This window comes from Amycolatopsis plumensis (genome assembly GCF_042652605.1).
Lineage (GTDB): Bacteria > Actinomycetota > Actinomycetes > Mycobacteriales > Pseudonocardiaceae > Amycolatopsis > Amycolatopsis plumensis.
The window spans coordinates 8,449,284-8,470,879 of record NZ_JBHSJY010000001.1 but is presented as its reverse complement, the minus strand read 5'-3'; the positions used below and the strand labels follow the sequence as shown (position 1 = coordinate 8,470,879).

Here is a 21,596-nt window from a genome sequence, read left to right as displayed (position 1 = left end):
GCGGTCAGCGCGGTGACCATCCCGGCCGGACGGCGAGAAGTGCCCGAGCGGCTGCGGATGGCGGGCCGCCGGGTGGTGCAGGCGGTGCTGGACCAGGCGCTCGCCGCCGGGCTGGGGGCGTTCGCCGCGCTCGCGGCCGGCCTCGTCGTCATCCCGTTGCTGCAGTGGGGATGGGTGCCACCGAAAGCGCTCCTGTGGGGCCCGGCGATCACGTTCTTCGCGGTCAACTACGCCTGTGACGCCCTGATCCACATCTGGATCCCCCTGCGCCGGGGCGGGGTCACCCCGGGCATGCTGGTGATGGGACTGCGCGTGGAAACCCTGCGCGGCGGGCCGCCCCAGGCACGCGCCTACGTCTTCCGGTGGTTGCTGATGACCGTCGACGGCCTGCTGTTCGGGCTGGTGGCCGTCGTCAGCATCGTGCTTTCCCGGCGGCGGCAGCGAATCGGGGATCTGGTGGCGCGGACTCTCGTGGTGCGCGCGGGTCCTCGTACTTTTGGTTGATCCCGGCGCCGGGAATGCGCGCCATACTCCGGGTGATCATTCACCCGGACGAGGGGCGTCACGTGAAAAACAAGACAGCGAGCCGGTTTCTGATCGCCGCCGTGCTGCTCGCGGTGCCGGCGGTTCCCGCGGGAACCGCCGCCGCGGCCACGCCGGACCGCTACACCGGCCAGCAGGTGACCTGGGGAGCGTGCCCGTTCCCCGTCGCCGACGGGGCCAAGGCCGCCGAATGCGCGGTGATCACCGTGCCGCGGGACTGGGCGAACCCGGATTCCGGCGTGGACCTCAGCGTGTCCATCAGCCGCGTCGCGGCGACGGGCGAACGTCTCGGCGCGCTCCTGGTGAACCCGGGCGGTCCCGGCGGGCAGGGCAGTTCCCTCGCGGGTGCGCTGGCGGGCCTCGAACCGAGCGTGAACGAGCGGTACGACTTCATCGGCATGGATCCGCGCGGCACCGGGCACGAAGGGACCGCGGACGCCGGGTTCGTCTGCCAGGTCCCGGCGGGACGGCTGCCGCAGGGGCCGCTCGACGCGCGTGACCGCTCGGCGACGAGCATCGCGGAGCACCAGAAGACACCGCGGGCGATCGCGGAGGCGTGCCAGAGCGACGCGGTCGCGCCGTTCGTCACGACCTGGCAGACCGCGCACGACATGGACCTGATCCGGATCCTGCTCGGGGACGAGAAGCTGAACTACCTCGGCTATTCCTACGGCACCTGGCTCGGCGCCAAGTACGCGTCGTTGTTCCCGAGCCGCGCGGGCAAGGTGGTGCTCGACTCCAGCGTCGACTTCGAAGGCCGGCTCCAGGCCGACTTCGAGGCGTTCCCGATGATCGGGCAGCGGCAGACCGACGAGGTCTTCGTGCCGTGGCTGGCCCGGCAGTTCCCCGAGCAGCTCGGCGCTTCGCCGGCCGAGGTGAAGCAGAAGATCGAGCGCCTGCGCGGGTTCTACGCCGGGCTCGGCGTCGCACCGGACCAGTTCGACGCCCTGTTCGTCGGCAACGGCAACGAGATCCGGTGGATCCTCGACGCCGCGGTCCTCGTCGCCGGCGCGGCCGAGCTGGACGGCAAGCCCGCCCAGGTCCCGGCGGCGCTCGCGGCGCAGCTGGACACCTGGTCCGCGGCCGCGTTCGGCAAGCGGCTGGCCGAGCTGACCGGCGCCGACGTCGCCGCCGGGCTGGCGGCGGCGGAACCGGACTACCGCAAGGTTTCCGGGACGCGCTACGCGGTGGCGTGCGGCGACCAGCCGACGAAGACGGCCGGCTGGTACAAGCGCCTGTCCGACCGGCAGGGCCCGCAGTACCCGATCTTCGGCTGGGCCTACGGGCTGACCGAGCCGTGCGGGTTCTGGTCCGACCGGCCCCGGCAGGACCTGGCCGGGCTCTCGCCCGAAGCGGCGGCCAACGTGCTGGTGGTCCAGGGCGAGTTCGACCCGCAAACCGGGTACGAGCAAGCACGTTCGGCGGTCCGCGCCGCCGGGGTCCCGCTGGTGTCGGTCGACGACGCCGCGTTCCACGGCCAGTACGCCCTGGGCGGCAACCCGTGCGTCGACGGGATGGTCAACGTCTTCCTGATCGCCAATTCCCGGCCGCGCTCGGCCACCTGCCCGGGCGTGCCCCTGCCCGGCGAGGACCGCGTCTTCCCGGTGGCCGGCCCGGTCACCGGCGGCCACGCGGCGACGGCCAGTGCCGCCGACACCCGTGATCCGGCGCTGCGCACCGCCGTGCGCCGCACCATCGGCCAGCTCAACAACGCCCGCTGACGGTAAGCGCCCCCAGGCCTCGTGAGTGGTAAAGCGGGTTAGAACCCAATGCCACTTAGCTTGTGTTGATCATGCGGCGGTGGTGAGGGTGATGGTGGCGGGTCCGTTGTGGTGGGTGCCGGTGTCGGTGGGTTTCTTAATCCGGTATGCGGTGTGGCGGGCTCGTTTGACCACGCGTGGGTAGGTTCTGTGCCGGCGTTGCGGGTTGAGGTGACGGCGGGTGGTGATGGCGGTGGTGAGTGTTCTGGTCTGCTGGTTAGGGGGAAAAGGCCGCCGGGCCGGAGGTGGTCTGGCGGCGAACGAGGCGGACGGTGCGCAGGAATTTGACCCGGTCGGGGTCGATGTCGGCTTCGGTGGCGGCTCGGCAGATCAGTGTGCTGATGGCGTAGTGGGTGAGCAGGTAGCCGTAGATTTCCTGGCGGATCATGTCCGGGCTTTTCGATCGCAGGACCCGGCCGGGGCCGCGGAGGTGGGTTTTGAGCTGGTCGTTGCCGGTCTCGTGCTCCCAGCGCTGGTGGTAGGCCTGGGCGAGTATCTCGGCCGGGGCGTCGGCGGGATCGCCGATGGTGGTGATCACGCGGATCACCTCGTCCGGGTCGGGTCCGCGGTCGGGCACGGTGTACTCGATCACGCGCACCACGGTCGCCTCGGCGGGGTCGAGGTCACCGCCGTCGCGGGCGGTCTGCAGGATCTCGGCGCGGCGGGTGGTGCTGCGCACGGTCTTGTTGATCAGTACCGACAGGTAGGATCCGTCGTCCAGATCCATCAGCTTCGGGGTCTTCACCGTGGCGGGCAGCCGCCAGAGCAGGGCCGCGCCGGTGGCGGCCGCCTTGCTCCAGTCCTGGTAGCTGTAGAAACCGGAATCGGCGATCAGCAGCCAGTCCTCGGCCAGTGCGGGCCAGAGCCGGCGGGCCAGGGTCTGTTCGCCCTGGCGCTTCCCGCCGGTCCCGCGCCCGCCGATCCGGGTGGCCACGACTGCGTGGGAGGCGCACTCGGCGATGGTCAGTACCCGAACCTTTGCAAACGCGGATGCTTTCTCGCCGGTGCCGCCGGAATACCCGAACTCGGCGACGTTGGCGTCGGTGTCGGGGGCGTCCCACTCGAATCCGTCGATGCTCATCAGCCGCCATGGCCCCAGAAACGCGCCCTGGGTCAGCTCATCGGCTACCGGGACCGCGACCGTGTCGAACACCTCCGCCAGCGGCTCGGCGCCCAGCCGCTGGCGGGCCTGGGTGATCCCGCCTGTGGTGGGAATGTCCCAGCCCGGATCCCAGCATCCCCACGAGGCCAGCGTGCCGGCGAGGCAGGTCATGACCTCTTCGTAATCGTCGTCGGCGAACAACGACAGCGCCATCGCGTAGTACACCATCACGTGCGGGGGCAGTTTCCCGCCGGAGCGCTTCGCGCCCCGGCGGGTCACCGCGATCGCAGTGTCCACCGCGTCCCGTGGCACCGCCGTGGCCAGCACCCCCACCGACATCGAGTCCGCCCACCCGCCACCAATCCCGCTCACGGCAGCGACACTAACCAGCCAACCGACACCGCCAGAAGCACCACACCGACCAGCACAACATCAACTTAAGCTAAGCGGCATTGGGTTAGAACCCGCTTTACCACTCACGACCTCCTTGTGGCCCTTACGGGGTGGGCCGGGAATTGGTTGACTCACTCGCGTGCGGATCCCGGGTTTGCTGCTCACCGTCCTGCTCGCCACCGCCGGCCTGGCGGTTCCCGCCGCCGCGGCCGATCCGCCGTCCTGGAGCGGGCCGCTCAGCACGCGCGGCCGGTACATCGTCGACGCGCACGGGGACCGCTTCAAGCTGAAGGCCGCCAACTGGCACGGCGCGAGCGGCACGTGGACCGGTTCCGGCGACGTGAACGACCCGGCCAACCACCACGCCGGCGAGATCGCCCACCAGACTCCGCTCGGGCTCGACCGCGCGTCGATCGACACGGTCATCGACGGGCTCGCGCAGCTGGGCCTCAACAGCGTCCGGCTGCCGTTCTCCAACGCGATGCTCCACGACACCCGGCCCGTCCCGGACCTGGCCGCCAACCCGGACCTGCACGGCCTGACGCCGCTGCAGGTCTACGACCGCGTCGTCGACCGGCTGACCGCGCGCGGGTTCGCCGTCGTTCTCAACAACCACACGACGACCTCGCGCTGGTGCTGCGGGCTCGACGGCAACGAACGCTGGAACACCGCGCAGACCGAGCAGCAGTGGCAGGACGACTGGCTGTTCATGGCGCGCCGCTACGCCGCGAACAAGCGCGTCGTGGGCGCCGACCTGTACAACGAGGTCCGCCGCGACACCTTCGACGACCCCAACTGGGGCTGGGGCAACGGCACCGACTGGCAGCGCGCGAGCCAGCAGGTCGCCGACCGGATCCTCACCGAGGCGAACCGCGACCTGCTGATCTTCGTCGAGGGCATCAACTGGACCGGGCTGCCGGTCGACGGCTTCCCGCACGGCCGTCCGACACTGGAACCCGCCCGGACGCTGTCGCACACGCTCGTGGACTCGGGCAAGCTCGTCTATTCGGCGCACTTCTACGGCTACACCGGACCCAACCACTCCGGCGCGACCGGCCTCGGTGAAACGCACGACCCGCGCTACCGGGACCTCTCGCCCCAGGAACTGCGGGACGTCCTGTACCGGCAGGCGTTCTTCGTCTCGGCCGACACCGGCCGGCACTACACGGCTCCGCTGTGGATCAGCGAGTTCGGCGAAGGCCGCAACACGACCGACCCGGCGTCCCGCGCGTTCTTCGAGAACTTCGTGAACTACCTGGCCGAGACGGACACGGACTTCGCCTACTGGCCCGCGGTCGGCTTCCAAACCGACGGCTGGGCCCTGCTGGGATACGACTCGGCGGGCCGCCGCCTCGACGTCCTCGACGGCTCGGACTGGCGCGGTCCCGCCTGGCGGCGGCTGATCTCCGCGCCGTCGCGGACCGGGCCGATCCCGGACGACCTGGCGCACTGGTCGATGCTGAACCTCGACCACGGGGACTTCCCGGAGTCGCGGCAGGTCCGCGCCCTGCCGGACTGGAACTCCGGCGCCCGCAAGGGCACCTGCCCCGACGGGCAGCGGCTCGCGGGCCTGGCCCACACCGGGAACCGTGGCCTGTGCACCGGGACGCTCACCGCCCCGGCCGGGTACGTGGTCGTGCGCGACGAGACCTACGTCGACACCGATTGGGCGGCCGGCTACACCAAGACGCAGTGCCCGCCCGGGCACGCGGTGGTCGGGTACAGCGTCCAGGGGGCGGCCTTCTCGGCGGTGCTGTGCGGCCGGTCGGTGACACCGCTGGGCCGCACGGGCCGCACGGTGTGGTTCGACCGCGGCGACAACCGGCCGCCCGGTGACCCCGGCGGTGACTTCGCGACCGGGAACTACAAGGGCCAGTGCGCGCCGGGGGAGTACGTGGCCGGTGTCGCTTACACCGGGCGGATCGGTTCGAGCCGGACGCCGGACGCGTTGCTCTGCCGGTCCTAGCGGGATTGGGCGGGGGAGGTCTCGCTCGGGTGCCGGGGCGTGATTCCGTTGGCGATCGTTCGTGCGGTGGGGCCGTTGCTCTGGTGGTCCAGCATCCCCGCCGTGTCCCAGCGGGGTCGCGTTCCCGCTGGTCCGGCCGGGTGGGACCGTCCCGGCGTCCCGGGTCGCCCGCCGAAGGGCGATCCGCGGCCCGGGCGCTGCCAGCCTTCTCGCCATGCAAAGACTCGCTCTGGCCGTCGCGGTGCTGCTGGTGTTCCCCGCCGCAGCCGCGGTCGCGGCCGAACCCGTTGCGGTGTGCGGGCACACCAGTACCCAGCCCACGCTCGCCTCAGGGGCGACCGGCGCCGCGGTCGCCGAGGCGCAGTGCGAACTGAACCTGGCGACCAAGGCGAGCCGGTACACGCCCATCGGCGCCGACGGCTCCTTCGGCCCGGCGACCGAAGCGCGCGTTCGCGTGTTCCAGAAGTGCGCCGCGCTGAGCGTGGACGGCCGGGTCGGGCCGAACACGTGGGCCGCGCTCAACTCCTGGTCCGCGCGGCCGCGCAAGTGCGCCACCCAGGGCACCGCCGACACCGCGCAGAGCGTCGTGTGCGGCCTCTCCACCGCCCGCCCGACCCTGCAAAGCGGCTCCAGCGGCGTGGACGTCAAGGAACTCCAGTGCCGGCTCAACCTCGCCATGGAGCCGGGCCACTACCCGCCGCTGACCATCGATGGGCAGTTCGGGGACGGCACCCGGACCCGGGTGATCCAGTTCCAGCACTGTGTCAACGCCAGTGCCGACGGGGTCGCCGGGCCCACGACCTGGGCGAAGGTCACCGACTGGTCCGGCCGCAACACCTACTGCACGCCGCCGAAGCCCGCCGGGCACCCGATCGACGGCGTCGACACGGCGAAGTACCAGCACCCCGGGGGCGCGCCGATCAACTGGGGCGCGGTCAAGGCGTCCGGGGTCGAGTTCGCGACCGTCAAAGCGACGCGCGGCCTGAACGTCACCGACGACTACCTGGCCACCGACCTGCCCGCCGCGCGCAACGCCGGGCTGGCCGTCGGGCCGTACCACTTCTACACGGGCACCGCGGCCGGCACCGGCGGCGCGCAGGCCGACCGGTTCATCGCCGCCGTGAAGGCCACCGGGTACACCGGCAAGCGCGCCGGTGACCTGCCGCCCGTGTTCGACCTGGAGTGGAAGGACGACGGTTCCGGCGGCTGCCCGCCCTACGTCACCGTCGCCGACGCCAAGGCCTGGCTGGACAAGGTCCAGGCGGCGTTCGGCCGGACCCCGATCATCTACACCCAGAAGTCGTTCCTGGACAGTTGCCTGGGCGGCACCACGGCGCTCGCGGCCTACCCGATGCAGCTCGCCGACTACCGCCAGTCCGTCACGCAACCGGCACTGCCCGCCGGGTCGAAGACCTGGCTGATGTGGCAGTACACCGACGCGGCCATCCCCGACGGCATCCCCGCGCCGGCCACCGGCGACGTCTTCAACGGCACCCAGGCCGACCTCGACCGGCTCGCCAACCGCTGAAAAAACCCTGTCAGGAAAGGACGAGAATGAACCTCCCCATGAGCCGCCGCTCGGTGCTGCGCGGCGCGGTGGTGCTCGGCGCGACCGCGGCGGTCGGCCCGCTGCTGCTGACCGGCACCGCCCAGGCGTACCCGTGGTCCCGCACCCTCACCCAGGGCAGCACGGGCGCCGACGTCACCGAACTCCAGATCCGCGTCGCGGGCTGGGCCGCCGACCACGCGAGCCAGAGCCGCGTCTCGATCGACGGCGAGTTCGGCCCCGGCACCGCGGCCGCGGTCCGCCGGTTCCAGGCGGCCTACGGCCTCGGGGTGGACGGCCAGGCCGGTCCGGCCACCCAGGCCGCGCTCAACGCGCTGGAGCAGAGCGACGGGTCCACCGTCCACTTCAACTTCAGCGAGTTCACCGACCGCGACAGCGGCACGTTCAACGGCGGCAAGGTCAGCGCGGCCACCGCCAAGGAGAACGCCCGGCGCTGCATGTACAAGCTGGAGGCACTGCGCAAGAAGCTCGGGAACAAGCCGATCACGGTGAACTCCGGGTTCCGCAGCATCGCGCACAACGCGGAGATCGGCGGCGCGAGCGACAGCATGCACCTGTACGGCACCGCGGCCGACCTGAACGTGCCGGGCGTGGCCAACAAGACCGTCTACCAGAAGGCGGAGACGTGCGGGTTCTCCGGCCTGGAGACCTACAACACCGACCACCAGCACGTGGACAGCCGGGCCGACCTCGGCCGCTCGTGGTGGTGGGAGAACGGCACGGTCTGAGCCACCGGCCGGGCGCCGGGGAACCTGGGGATTCCCGGCGCCCGGGCCGGTCCTCAGCGCGGTGGCGGGGTGGCCAGCGCCGCCGAACAGGCCGGCCAGTCGTGGAAGTCGTGGCGCACGCTCCACAGTCGGTGCGCCGCCTCGATGTTCCAGGCGGGGTCGAACGCCTGCCGCGGCGTGCCGCCCAGCTCCAGCAGGCGGGCGTCGGAGATCTGGAAGACACCCCAGTTGCGGCTGCCGTTCGTGTTCGGCAGCACCCAGAGCGGATCGAGGAACGAGGCGCAGCGCGCGATGGCGACCGCGGTGTCCGGCGCTTCGGTGAACACGGCCCGGACCCGCTGTTCCACCGCGGCCGCCGGCCAGGTCGCCATGCTGGTCCGGCGGTCGTACAGCGCGGTCTTGGTGGCCTCGTCGACCACCCCGCGGGCGGGCAGGCCCGCCAGCACCTGGAACGCGGTGACCCGGCGCAGCGTCTCCGGCCCGAACGAGCCGTCGACCGAGAGCCGCCCGTGCGCCGCGACCAGCAGGTTCTGCACCTCGGTGACGCACTCGTCGTGCTGGCCCATGCTGACCGGCGGCTCGCAGGCGGCCGAGAACAGCATCCGGTCGGCGTACCGGCCGGTGGCCGGCGGGGACGCGTCGGCGGTGAGCCAGACCAGACCAACCGCCAGCAGCACCACGACCGCGATGGCCGTTGCGGCGTAGGCGCGCCGCCGGCGGGGCGGCGCGGCCTCCTCGCCAGTCTCGGTCTGCTCCGCTTCGTCGACGCGGCCGGCGTCGGCCAGGGCCCACAGCTGGTGCAGTTCCCGCAGTTCCGCCGGGGAAGCGCCGCAGACCTTGCCGAAGGAGTGGACGACGCGGTAGTCGGCGGGGACGCTCTTGCCGGAGCAGTACCGGTGCAGGCTGGAGCCGCTGGCCCCGGCCTGCTTGCCGAGCCGTTCATAGCCCTGCCCGCTACGGTCTTTCAGCATGCGCAGGTAGGCGGCGAACTTGTCCGTGTGCAGTGTCACTGTGACTCGAACACCTCGCTCGGGCAGCGGATGACGGACGGAAGTTAACACCGTCGCGGCGCACTCCGGGGAGAAATTGCCGGATTACGCCACAATTTCCTTCGCGTCACCGAGCGGACCAAGCGCGGCGCCCGCGCGTCATCGAGCCGGGTTCGCCTCGCGGCCGGCGGACCGGATCGCGTCGACCAGCATGCGCACCAGCTGTTCCACGCTGACCTGCCAGGTGTCCTTCGACAGATGGCCGCTGAGTTCCATCCCCGCGATGCCGTGCGCGCTGGACATCAGCAGGGCGGCGTACCGGAGTGCGTCGGCCTCGCCGACCACGCCGGCGACGAGGGTGAGGAACGCCTTTTCGAGGCGGCCCGCCGCCTCGGCGGCGGCCGGTGTGTCCGCCGGCGTGCTGAACATCAGCGCGTAGACGTGCGGCCGCCGTCGAGCGAGCCCGATCAGTTTCAGAACGGCCCACTCGAGCCGCGCCTCGGCCGTGGTGCCGGTATCCGCGCGTGCTTGCTCGACGTCGTCCGCCAGCGAGTGCCACGCGGTGATCGCGAGCTGCGTCAGCAAGTGCTCCTTGTTCTCGAAGTGGCCGTACGGTGCGCCCCGCGAAACTCCGGCCCGCGCTCCGACCGCGCGGAGGGTCACCGCGGCCGGTCCGCCCTCGTCCAGCAGCTCGGAGGCGGCGCGGACGAGAGCCTCTCGCGTGGCCGCGGCGCTCTCGGCTCGTTTCATGCGGGTCAGTCTAGTTGACAATGTCATCCGAAATCCGGAGAGTCGTTGATATGACGTTGTCACATGAATTGCCCGATCTCGCGGGCCGCACGATCGTCGTCACCGGGACGACCTCCGGCCTCGGCCTCGCTCTCTCCGGTGCCCTGGCGGCAGCCGGTGCCCGCGTCCTGATGACCGTTCGCGACGCCGAGCGCGGAGCGGCCGCCGTCGGCCAGGTGCGGGCCGGCATCGAGGGGCCCGGTTCGGCCGAATCCGTGCTGCTCGATCTGGCCGACCTCGCGTCGGTGCGCGCCGCTGCCGCGGAGCTGCGGGAACGCACCGGAAACCGGGTCGACGTGCTGGTCAACAACGCCGCGGTGTCGCTGGGGCCGCACGAACGGACACGTGACGGGTTCGAGCTGCAGTTCGGGACCAACCACCTCGGCCCGGCCGCGCTGACCTGGCTGCTGATGCCGGCGCTGCGGGCCGCCGGAACCGCCGAACGCCTGTCCCGGGTGGTGACGACGTCCAGCCTGGGCCACCGCACCGGTGGGCTCGATCTCACCGACCTGGCCTGGGAGAGACGGCGCTATTCGCCGACGCGCGCCTACGGCGCCTCGAAACTGGCGAACCTGCTGTTCTCCGCGGAACTCGACCGGCGGTTGCGGCTCGCCGGCGACCCGGTGCTGTCGATCGCCGCCCACCCCGGGTTGACGGCTTCGGACCTGCTGAACAACGCCCTCGCCCGCGGCGGCACGTGGAAGGCGCGCCTGCTCGTGCTGCCGGACCGCTGGATCTCCCAGCCGATCACCGCCGGGATCCGGCCTCAGCTGCTCGCGGCCACCGGGCCGGTGCACGGCGGCGATTACCTGGGCCCCACCGGGCCGTTCGAGGTCCGCGGTCCGGCCGGACCCGCGCGGCGCTCGGCCACCGCACAGGACCCGGTCCTCGCCGGCGAGCTTTGGAAAGCCACGGCCGCCGCCACCGGAGTCACCCCGGATCCGGCCTGACGTGCTCATCCAGACGCGAAAGGGTGGTACGCCGTCGATGAGACAGCTCGACCGGGGAGAACTGCGCTAGTTCGCCCCCGTGGACCACCGGACCGCGTGGGTCCAGCCGTCCGCTGTGGTGGCGTAGCCCGCGGCCTGTCCGTTGTTGTTGACCGCGTTGGCGGTGGCGTCCTCGCCGTCCACGAGCGGGGTGAGCCGCGAGACCGTGCCGTCGGCGTCCCACCGCGCGGCGTGGCCGGGCTCGCCCGAGGTGAACGACTTGCCGACCATGACCCCGGAGGCCGAGATGTCCGACGCCCAGCTGGTGGCGTCGCCCGGCAGCGGATTCAGCAGGGTGATGGCACCGGTGCCGTCCCAGCGCGCGACGCGGGAGGTGTCCGTCGTTTCGTAGCCGGCGGTCTCGCCGTTGTCGTTGAGCGCGGTGGCGATGCTGGTCGACGGGCCGGACCCGATGCCCAGCGCGCTGATCGTGCCGTCGGGGGCCCACCGCACGGCCCTGGTGCCGGGGCAGCAGCCGTACGAGTACCCGGCGATCGTGCCCGCGTCGTTGATCGTGTTCGCCTGGCTGCTGCTCAGGCCGGGCAGGGTGCCGAGGTTGTCGACGGTGCCGTCGAGGTTCCACCGCACCGCGTGCCGGACGCCGTCCGGCTGCTGGGAGTAGCCGACGATGACGCCGGCGGAGTTGATCCCGCGTGCCTCGCTGGCGACGTCACCGGGCAGCGTGCCCAGGTCGTCGATGGTGCCGTCGAGGTTCCAGCGCACGGCGTGGGTGTGGAAGTCGTGCGCGGCATCCCGCATGCTGCCCCGGCCGGCGACGACACCGGCGTCGTTGACGGCGTTCGCCGTGCTGTCCACGCCGGTGGGCAGGATGCCGAGGTCGTCGACGGTGCCGTCCGGGTTCCAGCGCGCGGCGTGGGTGCCGAGGCCGACCGAGGACTGGCCGACGACGGTCCCGCTCGAGTTCATCGCGTAGGCGAAGCTGTAGCTGCCGCCCGGGAGGACGCCGAGATCGGTGACCTGCGTGGTGGCGGAGGCCGGCGCCGGAAGGACGACCGTGCCCGCCAGTGCCGCGACGAGGCCGCCGATCAGGATGCCGGCGCGCGGCAGTACTCGTGAACGTGTCATGGACGATCCCCCCGGACGTGACGCGTGCCGCTTGGCCGCACGCGGTGGCGTTGCGCACCAAGTCAAACGGTAACGAGCTGCGGTCGCAATCGGTCATTCGCCGTAACGGCGCCCCGCGATGCGGTCCGGCAGCCGGGCGGCCAGGTACTTGATCAGCTCGCTGACCCGCCGCGGGACGTGGGTGTCGTCGGCGCGGAGGGCGTGGATGTCGGCCGGCGGGGTCGGCACGCCCGGCAGGACGCGGATCAGGGCGCCGCTCTCGAGGTGGGGGCGGACCTGCCACTCCGAGCGCATGATCACGCCGTGACCCTGCAGCGCCCAGCCGGTCACGGTGTCGCCGTCGTTGCTCGATAGGCGGCCGCGCACCCGGACCTGGCGCGGGGTGCGGGCGTCTCCGAAGCGCCAGAGCGCGAAGCCGCCCTCGTTCTCGCGGAGCACGATGCAGTCGTGGCCGGCCAGGTCCTCGATCCGCTCGGGCATGCCGCGTCGATCCACATAGGACGGTGCCGCGCACGGTACCCGGCGGTTCTTCGCCAGCCGGCGCATCCGCAGCGAGGAGTCCGGTGGGGTGCCCACGTGGACGGCCAGGTCGAACTCGTGCCGATGCGGACGCAGCGGCAGCGCGGACGTCCGGAGCCGGACGCTCACCCGCGGGTGCCGGGCGGTGAACTCGCCGAGCAGCGGGGCGACGTGCGCGCGGCCGAGACCGAGGGTGGCTTGGACCACAATGGACCCCCGCAGCTCGCCGGAGCGGTGGCCGACGACGTCCTCGAGTTCGCGGACCCGGTCGAGGATTTCTTCGAGGCGGGTGGCGAACAGCTCGCCTTCGGAGGTCAGCGTGAGCCGGCGCGTGCCGCGGTGCACCAGTTGCGCGTCGAGCCGGCGTTCCAGCGCGCTGAGACGCTTGCTGACGACCGGTAGCGAGCACTGCAGCTCGCGGGCCGCCGCGGTCAGCGTCTGGCTGGAGGCGACGACCTGGAAGAAGCGGAGGTCGTCGATCGAGGTGGTCACCGCGGTTCGTCCCTTTCCATGGGCGAAAGGATAGGTTGCCGCCGGTGCTCTTGTCGCGGCGTTCCGCGGCGATCAGGGTGAAGCTCCCACCGAAACCACAGGAGCGTCTCGTGTCCCAGCGTCACCGCATCGCGGTCATTCCCGGCGATGGCATCGGCCGTGAGGTCGTCCCGGAAGGGCTGCGGTGCCTCCGGGCCGCCGCCGACGCCCACGGGTTCGCGCTCGACTTCGTCGAATTCGGCTTCGCCTGTGCCGGCTACTGGCTGCGGCACGGCGAGATGCTGCCGCCGGACTGGCGGGACGTGCTCGGCGGCTTCGACGCGATCTTCTTCGGCGCGGTCGGGTGGCCCGAGGTGGTGCCCGACCACGTTTCGCTGTGGGGCAGCCTGCTGCGGTTCCGCCGCGGTTTCGACCAGTACGTCAACCTGCGGCCGGTCTGACTGCTGCGCGGAGTCCGCAGCCCGCTGCGCGACCACGGGCCCGGCGACATCGACTTCGTCGTCGTCCGCGAGAACACCGAGGGCGAGTACTCGAGCATCGGCGGCCGGATCTTCGAGGGCACCGACCGCGAAACGGTCCTGCAGGAAACCGTGCTCACCCGGACCGGCGTGGACCGGGTGCTCCGGTACGCCTTCGAGCTCGCCGCCGCGCGCCCCCGCAAGCGCCTGACCTGGGCGACCAAGAGCAACGGCATCGCCATCGCCATGCCGTACTGGGACGAGCGCGCGACGGCGATGGCGGAGCGGTACCCCGACGTCGTCGCGAGCAAGGACCACATCGACATCCTCGCGGCGAAGTTCGTCCTGCGGCCCGGGCAGTACGACGTCGTCGTCGCCGGCAACCTCTTCGGCGACATCCTCTCCGACCTCGGCCCGGCCTGCGCCGGCACGATCGGGATCGCGCCGAGCGCCAACATCAACCCGGACCGCACCTGGCCGAGCCTGTTCGAGCCGGTGCACGGCTCGGCCCCCGACATCGCCGGACGCGGAATCGCCAACCCGATCGGCCAGATCTGGAGCGGCGCCATGATGCTGGAGCACCTGGGGGAGACCGCCGCGGCCGCGGCGGTCGTGGCCGCGATCGAGCGCGTGCTGGCCGGGCGTCCGGACGTGCACACCCCGGATCTCGGCGGGTCCGGTACGACCGAGAGCCTGGGCGCGGCGATCGCGGCCGAGATCACGCGGGGGCAGACCGTGGCGTCATGACCTCCGCGCGCTGCAGCGGCCTGCCGTGGCCAAGGTGATCGAGGAACTGCGCGCGGATGTCGCCCAGCTCACCGCCTCGTGAGTGAGAAACAGTGTTCTAACCCTGTTTCTCACTCACGACGTGTGGCGTGGGAGCGGAGGCAGGTGAGCGCGATGCCCAGCGCGTCCTCCAGGGCCGTGAGGTCGTGCCGGATGTGGGCCAGCAGCAGTCCACCTTGGACGGACGTCATCGCCGCCTGCGCGAGCCTCGCCGGGTCGGCGTCCGGCGCGAGCTCGCCGTTGTCCTGCAAGGCTTTCAGTCCGCGTTCCAGGTGGGACTCCCACGTCCAGTAGGCCTGGTCGACCAGCGGGGCGAGCTTCGGGTTGTCGCCGACCTCGCCGGCGAGGTTGCCCAGCGTTCGACCCTTCCTCAAGCCGGGGTGCCGTCGGCCGGTGCGGCGAGCAGGTCACCCAGCCCGCCGCGCGCGTCCTCGATGACGAGGGCCTCGGCCGCCGCCGAGTCGCCGGTCCGTAGCGCCCGGACGAGCGCGCGGTGGCTGCCGTAGCGGTCGAGGCCGAACCGGTCGTTTCCGGCGATGCGCTCGAGCAGCCTGGCCCGCCGTTCCGGCGAGGGGAACACCCGCGTCTGGCCGAGCAGGCGGACGAGCACCGGGTTGCGGGCACACGACTCGACGCCCTCGTTGAAGCGCTGCATGGTGTCCAGCAGCCGGTCCAGGTGCCGGGTCACGTCCTGCCCCGACTGCTGCCGCTGCTTGATGACGATCAGCAGGTCGTCGGCTTCGTCCAGCACGGCGTCGAGGTGGTCCAGCCGGTCCGGGGTCGCGTGCCGCGCGGCGAAGCGCGCCACCATCCCGCGCAGGGCCACCTCGACCTCGGCGAGGTCCTGGATCGCGGCGTCGCCGAACGCGGCGACCTGGACGGTCCGCGGTCCGGTCCGTTCGAGGAGACCGTCCTGCTCGAGGCGCCGGATGGCCTCCCGCACCGGGGTCGGGCTCACCGACAGCCGCTCGGCGAGCCCGCGCTCGGTGACCTTCTGCCCGGGCCGCAGCTCGCCGGTGGTGACCGCGTCGCGGATGGCGCGGTAGGCGCGGTCGGCCAGCGTGTCGGCCGTCAGCCCCTTCAACGTCTCACTTGCCACTGCGTCACTCTATCTGCCATGGCAAATCAAGTAAGAGACACTTGACGTTCTTGCTATAGCAAAAGTAGCTTGGCGGCCATGACGACGACGTCGGGCACACAGCCGGCGCGGACGGGACGGATCACGTTCTTCGTCGCCCTGGCGGTCTTCGCGCAGGAGTCGACGTGGAACCTCTACGACTCCCAGGTTCCGCCGCTGCTCCGCGAACACCTCGGCAGTGCCGCGCTGATCGGCCTCCTGATGGGGATGGACAACGTGCTCGGCATCTTCATCCAGCCGTGGATGGGCAACCGGTCGGACCGCACGCGCACGTCGTGGGGCCGGCGCATGCCCTACCTCCTCGCCGGGATGCCCGTGGCGGCGCTGCTGTTCCTCCTCATCCCGCACGTCGCGGGCACCCTGCCGCTGCTGATCCTGGTCATGTTCGGCTACGCGCTGGTCGCCAACTCGTTCAAGCCCATCGCCGAATCCCTGCTGCCGGACTTCGTCCCGCCCGAGCGGCGAAGCCGGGCCAACGCGGTCGTCAAGATCGCGTCCAGCCTCACGGTCCTGGTGGCCGCCCTGATCAGCATCTTCCTGATCGACACGCATCCGAAGCTGTCGTTCGCGATCCCCGCGGTCCTGATGGTGGTGTCCCTCGCCGTGCTGGCCGCGAACGTGCGCGACAGCCGCTCACCCGCCTACCGGGCCGCCCTCGACGAAGAACGCGAACAGGCGGCCCCCGCCGCGCGGGTGCGGGACACCGTGCTCGACATCGTCCGGGACCGCGACCGCAGCCGGGTGCTGCTCATGCTGTCCATCCTGCTCTTCGGTGGCGCCTGGGCGGCCTCCCGGGCGCTCATCACGCCCTACGGCATGGAGGTGCTCGGCCTGTCCCGCGGCGAAGCGGGCGGCCTCACGCTGCCCAGCGGGGTGGCCTTCATCGTGGCCGCCTACCCGGTGGCGAGGCTCGCCGAACGCTTCGGCCGGCTCCGGGTCATGACGGCCGGGATGACGGTGTTCGCGGCCGGCACGGCGTTCGCCACCGTGGTGGCGACGCCCGCGGGCGTCGTGGCCGGTCTCTGCGTGGCGTCCGCGGGGGCGTCCTCGTTCCTGGTCAACGCGGTCGTCGTCCTGTGGAACCTCGCCCCGTCCGACCGCGTGGTGGGGACCTACACCGGGCTCTACACCGTCGGCTGGGTCAGCGGCGGCTTCCTGGGACCGGCCCTGGTCGGCGGCTTGGTCGACCTGACCGGCTGGCCCCTCCTGCTGCTCCACGTCGCGATCGTCGCGCTGCTGGCCGTGCTGGCGGTCGTGCGCGTCAGTGCCCTGCAGCGCCGGACGCCCGCGAGCCGTGCGCTGTGACCGGGCGCGTGCTGATCACCACGGACTACCTGCGTCCCGGCGACGACGTCGACCTGTTCCTGCGCGAACGCGGGCTGGAGACCCGGCACCTGCCCCTGTCTGGCCGTCGCGATCCCGGCGAACTCGCCGGCGCTCTCGCCGGGATCGACGCGGCGCTGGTGGCCAACGAGCCGCTGACGGCGGACGTCCTCGCCCGCGCGCCGCGGTTGCGGGTCATCGTGCGGACCGGCGTGGGCTACGACTCGGTCGACGTCGGCGCGGCGGCCCGGCTCGGGATCAGCGTGAGCAACCTGCCCGGCGTCAACGCCAACGCCGTCGCCGAGTACACCATCGGCCTGCTGCTCGCCGGGGCCCGGCGGCTCGTGCAGTCCGCTTCCGGTGTGGCGCAAGGGAACTGGCCGCGCGAGGACGGCCGCGAACTGCGCGGCTCGACACTCGGGCTCATCGGCCACGGCGCTTCCGCGCGGGCCGTGGTGCCGCTGGCCCGCGCGTTCGGCATGGACGTGGTCTGCACGACGAACGTCCCCGCGCGGCTGCGGGAGCCCGGTGTCCGGTTCACCGGGCTGACCGAGCTGCTGTCCACATCGGACTACGTTTCGGTGCACACCGCGCTGACCGGACGAACCCGTGGCCTGCTGGGTAAAGCGGCTTTCGATCTGATGAAGCCGACGGCACTGCTGGTCAACACCGCACGCGGCGCCATCGTCGACGAGGACGCCCTCGTCGCGGCCGTGCGGGCGGGCGAGATCGCGGGCGCCGCGCTCGACGTCGTGGCCGACGAGCCGTTGCCCGCCGGCAGCCCCTTGCGCGGCGTTCCCGGCATCGTCGTCTATTCCCACCTGGCCGGGCAGACGGCCGAAGCACGTGCCGCCGCGGGCCTGCGCGGCGCCGAGGAACTGGTCGCCGCCCTCGCGGGACGGGCGCGGTTCGCAGTGAACACGGAGAAATGAGGGACATGGACACAGTGCGCGTCCTGGCGCCGAGCGGCATGCTCGGCGCCGGCTGGGACCACGCGACGATCGAGCGCGGCATCGCCCTGGGCGCCGACGTCATCACCATCGACGCCGGCTCCACCGACTCCGGCCCGTACTACCTCGGGTCCGCGTCGGCCAAGACGGCCGCCGAGGCGGTGGCCCGGGACCTGCGCAGCCTGTTCACGGCCGCCGCCGGCGCGGGCATCCCGGTGATCGTGGGCTCGTGCGGCACGAGCGGAACCGACCGCGGCGTCGACTGGGTCGCCGGGATCGCCGCCGAGGTGCTGGCCGAGGAGGGCTTGGACCTGCCGGTCGCGCGGATCTACAGCGAGCAGGACGCGGCCGGGCTGAAGGAACACCTCGACGCGGGCCGGGTCCACCCGCTGCCGCCGCTGGGGGAGCTGCGGGCCGAGACCCTGGAGAGCTGTACCCACATCGTCGGGGCGATGGGCCACGAGCCGATCGCCGAAGCGCTGCGGGCGGGCGCCCAGGTCGTGTTGGCCGGCCGCGCGACCGACACCGCGGTCGCGGCCGCGTACCCGCTCATGAAGGGCATGCCGCCCGGGCCCACCTGGCACGCGGCCAAGATCGTCGAGTGCGGCGGCCAGTGCACGAGCAACCCGCGCGCGGGCGGCGTCCTCGCCACCATCGACGCCGGCGGCTTCACCATCGAGCCGCTCGATCCCGCGGTGTCGTGCACGCCGCTCTCGGTGGCCGCCCACATGCTCTACGAGACCGCGAACCCGTTCGAGATGCGGGAACCCGCCGGCACCCTCGACGTCCGGGACGCGCGGTACACCGCGATCGACGACCGGACGGTCCGCGTCGAGGGGTCGCGGTTCCACGTCGCCGACCAGTACACGATCAAGCTGGAAGGCGCGCGGATCACCGGCTACGAGACCGTGTCGTTCGCCGCGATCCGGGACCCGGGCATCCTCGCCGACCTCGACGCCTGGGCGCGGCTGATGCGCACGATGATCACGCAGCGGGTGGGCCAGACGCTCGGCCTGGCGGACGGCGAATACGCCTTCGACCTCCGCCTTTACGGCCACAACGCGGTCCTGGACGAGCTCGAGCCCGAGACCGGGCCGCCGCGCGAGGTCGGCGTCATGCTGCTGGTCAACGCGCCCGGCCAGGCGACCGCCACCGCCGTCGCCAAGGTCGCGAACCCGCTGCTGCTGCACCTGCCGACGCCGGGAATGGACTACCTGCCGAGCTTCGCCTTCCCGTTTTCGCCCGCGGAGATCGAGCGCGGCGCGGCGTACGAGTTCGTGCTGAACCACGTCGTCGACTGCGCCGATCCCGCCGAGCTGTTCCGGACCGAGCTGGGGGAGAAAACCCGTGCCTGACACCACTCTCGCGGATCTCGCCCACGAGGTCCGCTCCAAGAACGCGGGCCCGTTCTGGGTCACCATGGAGCTGTTCATGCGCGACGCCGAGGGCTACCGGCTCGCCGCGGAGCTGGTGGACGAGCGGATGATCGCCCGGCTGTACCGGGTCGCGGAAGACGCCATCCGGATCTTCCGGATCCCTTCGCTCAACGTCGTGAAGATCTCCTTCCCGCGGCCGGTGAGCCAGGGCTCGCTCCGGGACCGCGACGTCCACGCGGGACAGCACCACGTCCCGCTGGCCCGCGTCCCGGTGACCGGCGGGGACCTCGCGTGATCCGGGTCGCGGACCTGCCCGCCACGCACCCGGGCCGCCGGCTGCTGACCAAGCGCACGCCCTTCTTTGCCGCGCCGGGCGAGCCGCGCTGCAGCTACTGCGCCTACGTGCCCACGAGCTGGACCCCGGAGGCCGAACTGCCGGTCCTGGTGGCCGTGCACGGCACCGGCCGCAGCGTCGGAGAGCTGCGCGAGGGGTTCATCCCCTTCGCCGAACGCCACCGCCTGATCGTGGTCTTCCCGCTGTTCCCGGTCGGCATCGACGATCCGGACGACGTCGACGGCTACAAGCGCCTCGAGGCCCACGGCATCCGGTTCGACCTGGTGCTGCTGGAAATCCTCGAGCAGGTCCGGTTCCGGTGGAACGCCCGCGTCGGCACCGTGCTGCTGTGCGGGCACTCCGGCGGCGGTCAGTTCGCCCACCGCTTCCTGTACCTGCACCCGGGCCGTGTCGCGGCCGTCGCGGTCGGTGCCCCCGGCGGCGTGACGTTGCTCGATCGGTCGCTCGCCTGGCCGGAAGGCATCGGCGACACCCGCCGGCGGTTCGGGATCAGGGTGGATCCCACCGCCGTCGCCCGGGTCCCGGCCCTGCTGGTCATCGGCGGCGACGACGACGGCCGCGCCGACCTGGCGGCCATGGGCGATCACGGCCACAGCCGCCCGGAGCAGCTCGACCGGCTCGGGGAGAGCCTGATTCGTCACGGATCGGTGGTGGAGAAGGTGGTGGTGCCCGGCGTCGGGCACAGCGCCGCGGGGACCCGGCCGCCGGTCACCGGGTTCTTCGCCCGCCTGCTCGATCCTGCGTGCGCGCGGACTGCCGGTGGCGGCGTAGCCCCGGAAGACCGGGGTACTCGTTCTCGAACGCGCACTCGAGAGGAACGGGCCCGAATGACGACACGCACCGTGACCAGCAACCGGGCGATGACGGCCGAAGCCGACATCGTGCTCAACACCGCCTCCGACGCCACCCGCGCCCAGGCGTGGCTGCCGGGCGGCGACGACCGCGACGTCGACCTGCGGGCGGACGAAGGCCGGGTGGCGTGGCGCACCGGCGGCTGGGCGGGTGACCTGCGGGTGACCGACAACGGCACCGGGGCCAGCGATGCGGAACTGCGGGCGCAGGTCGACGCCGACGCCGACACCGAAGAGGTACGCGCCGTTCTCGACCGGGCGCTGAGCGCGTTGGCCGCCGAAGTGGACCAGAACTTCAACGCCGGCTGACCGGCTGTCGAGGACACCGGCTGGGCCGGGGCTCACGATCGGGGGATTCGCCCCCACCCGATCGCTGCGGGTACGCCGATCACGGTTTCTGCGGTGCGGTGCCGGGTAGGAGGCAGGCAGACAGCCGGGGCCCGGCCCGCAGGTCGCCCGGCACCGGTTCCCACTTCACGGGAGAGGATCACCGACATGGCTGACAAGGACGCCAAAGAGGTCAACCCGGACGCGCCGGTCTCGCCGGGCACGGCCCCGGTGCCGGACCTGGACGTCGACGTGGCGCAGTTCCTGGCCGACGACCCGCCGTCGCCGGAGCCCGCCGCGGCCGAGCCACCGGACTGATTCCGCACCGCGTCGGCGCGCCGATCGGCCGCGCCGCTGCCAGACTGGCCGCATGGACGACGAGTCCGCGTGGACGATCACGATGCCGCCGGCGCGGACGACCGCCGGCATCGTGCAGGTGGAGATGTCCGGAGCGCTCGGGCCCGCGGCGCACGCCCGGCTGCGCGAGACGCTGCGGATCGCGCTGCTGACGGCGCTGTCACCCGAACCGGCGGCGCTCGGTGTCACGCTGACCGCCGTGACCTCGTGCGACGGGGTCCTGCCGGCGGAGCTGCGGGAGCTGGCGCTCACCTGCGCGCGGGAAAATCTCGCGCTGCGCATCGAAGTCACCCCGGCGCTGCTGCCCGTCCTCGGCAGCCGAGAACTGGCGCCCTTCCTGCACCTTTCCGACGCGCCGGTCGCCGGCGCTTCGGAGGTCGCGGTCGTTCCCACGTGGATCGACCGGGCCACGCTGGTCATCGCGGTCACCGGCGAGCTCGACCTGGTGACGACGGCACGGGCGCGGGACGCGATCGCGGTGATCCTCGCGGCCCGGCCGCTGCGGCTCGTGCTCGACCTGACCGGCGTGAGCTTCCTGGCTTCGACCGGCGTGAACGAGATCGTCCGGCTCGCCCACGCCGCCGCCGACGACGCCGTGGCCCTGCACGTCGCGGCCGGCGTGCACAACCGGCGGACCTTCGAGCTGCTCGGGCTCACCGGCACCTTGCTGCGCGTCTTCGACACCCGCGCCGACGCGCTGGCGGCCTTCGGCGGGTGAGCACCCGGCCGGGGTTGTGTGAACATCATCATGT

General features: G+C 72.1%; 20 protein-coding genes and 1 pseudogene. 14 read left to right on the top strand and 7 right to left on the bottom strand.

Features of this window, described 5'->3' with window-relative positions; translation table 11 throughout:
* Positions 1 to 12: 12 nt before the first annotated feature.
* Positions 13 to 504 carry an RDD family protein gene (locus ACFPLC_RS40710; RefSeq protein ID WP_378203200.1) on the top strand — a complete coding sequence of 164 codons (492 nt, stop codon included), beginning with the start codon at positions 13 to 15 and terminating at the stop codon, positions 502 to 504.
* Positions 505 to 566: 62 nt separating this feature from the next.
* On the top strand, positions 567 to 2,264 hold the full coding sequence (locus ACFPLC_RS40705; protein WP_378236106.1) for an alpha/beta fold hydrolase: 1,698 nt from the start codon (positions 567 to 569) through the stop codon (positions 2,262 to 2,264).
* A 256-nt stretch (positions 2,265 to 2,520) separates the two neighbouring features.
* Here the strand turns inward: ACFPLC_RS40705 and ACFPLC_RS40700 are convergent, their stop codons facing one another.
* Positions 2,521 to 3,777, bottom strand: a complete 1,257-nt coding sequence (locus ACFPLC_RS40700) for an IS4 family transposase (protein WP_378235674.1) — start codon at positions 3,775 to 3,777, stop codon at positions 2,521 to 2,523.
* A gap of 166 nt (positions 3,778 to 3,943) precedes the next feature.
* Here ACFPLC_RS40700 and ACFPLC_RS40695 point away from each other — a divergent pair, with 166 nt between their 5' ends.
* From ACFPLC_RS40695 to ACFPLC_RS40685, 3 genes are all read left to right on the top strand, one after another.
* On the top strand, positions 3,944 to 5,764 hold the full coding sequence (locus ACFPLC_RS40695) for a glycoside hydrolase family 5 protein (RefSeq protein ID WP_378206121.1): 1,821 nt from the start codon (positions 3,944 to 3,946) through the stop codon (positions 5,762 to 5,764).
* Between the two features lie 214 nt (positions 5,765 to 5,978).
* Positions 5,979 to 7,292: a GH25 family lysozyme gene (locus tag ACFPLC_RS40690; protein ID WP_378206001.1), complete on the top strand. Its 1,314-nt coding sequence runs from the start codon at positions 5,979 to 5,981 to the stop codon at positions 7,290 to 7,292.
* 26 nt (positions 7,293 to 7,318) lie between these two features.
* The gene (locus tag ACFPLC_RS40685; RefSeq protein ID WP_378206004.1) at positions 7,319 to 8,059 is read left to right on the top strand and encodes a D-Ala-D-Ala carboxypeptidase family metallohydrolase; all 741 of its coding nucleotides are present in this window, start codon (positions 7,319 to 7,321) and stop codon (positions 8,057 to 8,059) included.
* Positions 8,060 to 8,112: 53 nt separating this feature from the next.
* On the opposite strand, the gene ACFPLC_RS40680 is transcribed toward ACFPLC_RS40685, so the two are convergent.
* Together ACFPLC_RS40680 and ACFPLC_RS40675 are read right to left on the bottom strand one after the other, a co-directional pair.
* Positions 8,113 to 9,069 (bottom strand): helix-turn-helix domain-containing protein, encoded by a 957-nt coding sequence (locus ACFPLC_RS40680; protein ID WP_378206007.1) that lies wholly within the window; start codon positions 9,067 to 9,069, stop codon positions 8,113 to 8,115.
* Positions 9,070 to 9,207: 138 nt separating this feature from the next.
* On the bottom strand, positions 9,208 to 9,798 hold the full coding sequence (locus tag ACFPLC_RS40675) for a TetR/AcrR family transcriptional regulator (RefSeq protein ID WP_378206010.1): 591 nt from the start codon (positions 9,796 to 9,798) through the stop codon (positions 9,208 to 9,210).
* 50 nt (positions 9,799 to 9,848) lie between these two features.
* On the opposite strand from ACFPLC_RS40675, the gene ACFPLC_RS40670 reads away from it, so the two are divergent.
* Positions 9,849 to 10,787 carry an SDR family NAD(P)-dependent oxidoreductase gene (locus tag ACFPLC_RS40670; protein WP_378206012.1) on the top strand — a complete coding sequence of 313 codons (939 nt, stop codon included), beginning with the start codon at positions 9,849 to 9,851 and terminating at the stop codon, positions 10,785 to 10,787.
* Between the two features lie 66 nt (positions 10,788 to 10,853).
* Here the strand turns inward: ACFPLC_RS40670 and ACFPLC_RS40665 are convergent, their stop codons facing one another.
* Together ACFPLC_RS40665 and ACFPLC_RS40660 are read right to left on the bottom strand one after the other, a co-directional pair.
* A complete protein-coding gene (locus ACFPLC_RS40665; RefSeq protein WP_378206014.1) occupies positions 10,854 to 11,912 on the bottom strand; it encodes a hypothetical protein in 1,059 nt (352 codons plus the stop codon).
* 93 nt (positions 11,913 to 12,005) lie between these two features.
* Positions 12,006 to 12,923 carry a LysR family transcriptional regulator gene (locus ACFPLC_RS40660; RefSeq protein ID WP_378206017.1) on the bottom strand — a complete coding sequence of 306 codons (918 nt, stop codon included), beginning with the start codon at positions 12,921 to 12,923 and terminating at the stop codon, positions 12,006 to 12,008.
* 110 nt (positions 12,924 to 13,033) lie between these two features.
* Here ACFPLC_RS40660 and ACFPLC_RS40655 point away from each other — a divergent pair.
* Positions 13,034 to 14,128, top strand: a pseudogene (locus ACFPLC_RS40655) (tartrate dehydrogenase).
* A 110-nt stretch (positions 14,129 to 14,238) separates the two neighbouring features.
* Here the strand turns inward: ACFPLC_RS40655 and ACFPLC_RS40650 are convergent.
* Positions 14,239 to 14,541 carry a TetR family transcriptional regulator C-terminal domain-containing protein gene (locus ACFPLC_RS40650; RefSeq protein ID WP_446681656.1) on the bottom strand — a complete coding sequence of 101 codons (303 nt, stop codon included), beginning with the start codon at positions 14,539 to 14,541 and terminating at the stop codon, positions 14,239 to 14,241.
* Complete coding sequence (locus ACFPLC_RS40645) at positions 14,538 to 15,266, bottom strand: GntR family transcriptional regulator (RefSeq protein WP_378206020.1); 729 nt, start codon at positions 15,264 to 15,266, stop codon at positions 14,538 to 14,540. The genes ACFPLC_RS40650 and ACFPLC_RS40645 overlap by 4 nt, the downstream gene beginning before the upstream one ends.
* Positions 15,267 to 15,344: 78 nt before the next feature.
* Here ACFPLC_RS40645 and ACFPLC_RS40640 point away from each other — a divergent pair, with 78 nt between their 5' ends.
* The 7 genes from ACFPLC_RS40640 (at position 15,345) to ACFPLC_RS40610 (ending at position 21,562) form a co-directional block, all read left to right on the top strand.
* The gene (locus tag ACFPLC_RS40640) at positions 15,345 to 16,610 is read left to right on the top strand and encodes an MFS transporter (protein WP_378236105.1); all 1,266 of its coding nucleotides are present in this window, start codon (positions 15,345 to 15,347) and stop codon (positions 16,608 to 16,610) included.
* The gene (locus ACFPLC_RS40635; protein ID WP_378206026.1) at positions 16,607 to 17,560 is read left to right on the top strand and encodes a phosphoglycerate dehydrogenase; all 954 of its coding nucleotides are present in this window, start codon (positions 16,607 to 16,609) and stop codon (positions 17,558 to 17,560) included. The genes ACFPLC_RS40640 and ACFPLC_RS40635 overlap by 4 nt, the downstream gene beginning before the upstream one ends.
* Positions 17,561 to 17,565: 5 nt before the next feature.
* Positions 17,566 to 18,933, top strand: a complete 1,368-nt coding sequence (locus ACFPLC_RS40630; RefSeq protein ID WP_378206028.1) for an acyclic terpene utilization AtuA family protein — start codon at positions 17,566 to 17,568, stop codon at positions 18,931 to 18,933.
* The gene (locus ACFPLC_RS40625) at positions 18,926 to 19,249 is read left to right on the top strand and encodes a DUF4387 domain-containing protein (protein WP_378206031.1); all 324 of its coding nucleotides are present in this window, start codon (positions 18,926 to 18,928) and stop codon (positions 19,247 to 19,249) included. The genes ACFPLC_RS40630 and ACFPLC_RS40625 overlap by 8 nt, the downstream gene beginning before the upstream one ends.
* A complete protein-coding gene (locus ACFPLC_RS40620; RefSeq protein WP_378206034.1) occupies positions 19,246 to 20,469 on the top strand; it encodes a hypothetical protein in 1,224 nt (407 codons plus the stop codon). The genes ACFPLC_RS40625 and ACFPLC_RS40620 overlap by 4 nt, the downstream gene beginning before the upstream one ends.
* 186 nt (positions 20,470 to 20,655) lie before the next feature.
* On the top strand, positions 20,656 to 20,805 hold the full coding sequence (locus ACFPLC_RS40615; RefSeq protein ID WP_378206037.1) for a hypothetical protein: 150 nt from the start codon (positions 20,656 to 20,658) through the stop codon (positions 20,803 to 20,805).
* 52 nt (positions 20,806 to 20,857) lie between these two features.
* Positions 20,858 to 21,562, top strand: coding sequence for an STAS domain-containing protein (locus ACFPLC_RS40610; RefSeq protein WP_378206040.1), 705 nt, complete (start codon positions 20,858 to 20,860; stop codon positions 21,560 to 21,562).
* Positions 21,563 to 21,596 lie beyond the last annotated feature (34 nt).

Excerpts from the sequence above, each read along its gene's own strand:
- ACFPLC_RS40690 (WP_378206001.1), top strand. The coding sequence starts at position 5,979 with ATGCAAAGACTCGCTCTGGCCGTCGCGGTGCTGCTGGTGTTCCCCGCC.
- ACFPLC_RS40685 (WP_378206004.1), top strand. The coding sequence starts at position 7,319 with ATGAACCTCCCCATGAGCCGCCGCTCGGTGCTGCGCGGCGCGGTGGTG.
- ACFPLC_RS40675 (WP_378206010.1), bottom strand. The coding sequence starts at position 9,798 with ATGAAACGAGCCGAGAGCGCCGCGGCCACGCGAGAGGCTCTCGTCCGC.
- ACFPLC_RS40670 (WP_378206012.1), top strand. The coding sequence starts at position 9,849 with ATGACGTTGTCACATGAATTGCCCGATCTCGCGGGCCGCACGATCGTC.
- ACFPLC_RS40665 (WP_378206014.1), bottom strand. The coding sequence starts at position 11,912 with ATGACACGTTCACGAGTACTGCCGCGCGCCGGCATCCTGATCGGCGGC.
- ACFPLC_RS40640 (WP_378236105.1), top strand. The coding sequence starts at position 15,345 with ATGACGACGACGTCGGGCACACAGCCGGCGCGGACGGGACGGATCACG.
- ACFPLC_RS40630 (WP_378206028.1), top strand. The coding sequence starts at position 17,566 with ATGGACACAGTGCGCGTCCTGGCGCCGAGCGGCATGCTCGGCGCCGGC.
- ACFPLC_RS40615 (WP_378206037.1), top strand. The coding sequence starts at position 20,656 with ATGGCTGACAAGGACGCCAAAGAGGTCAACCCGGACGCGCCGGTCTCG.
- ACFPLC_RS40610 (WP_378206040.1), top strand. The coding sequence starts at position 20,858 with ATGGACGACGAGTCCGCGTGGACGATCACGATGCCGCCGGCGCGGACG.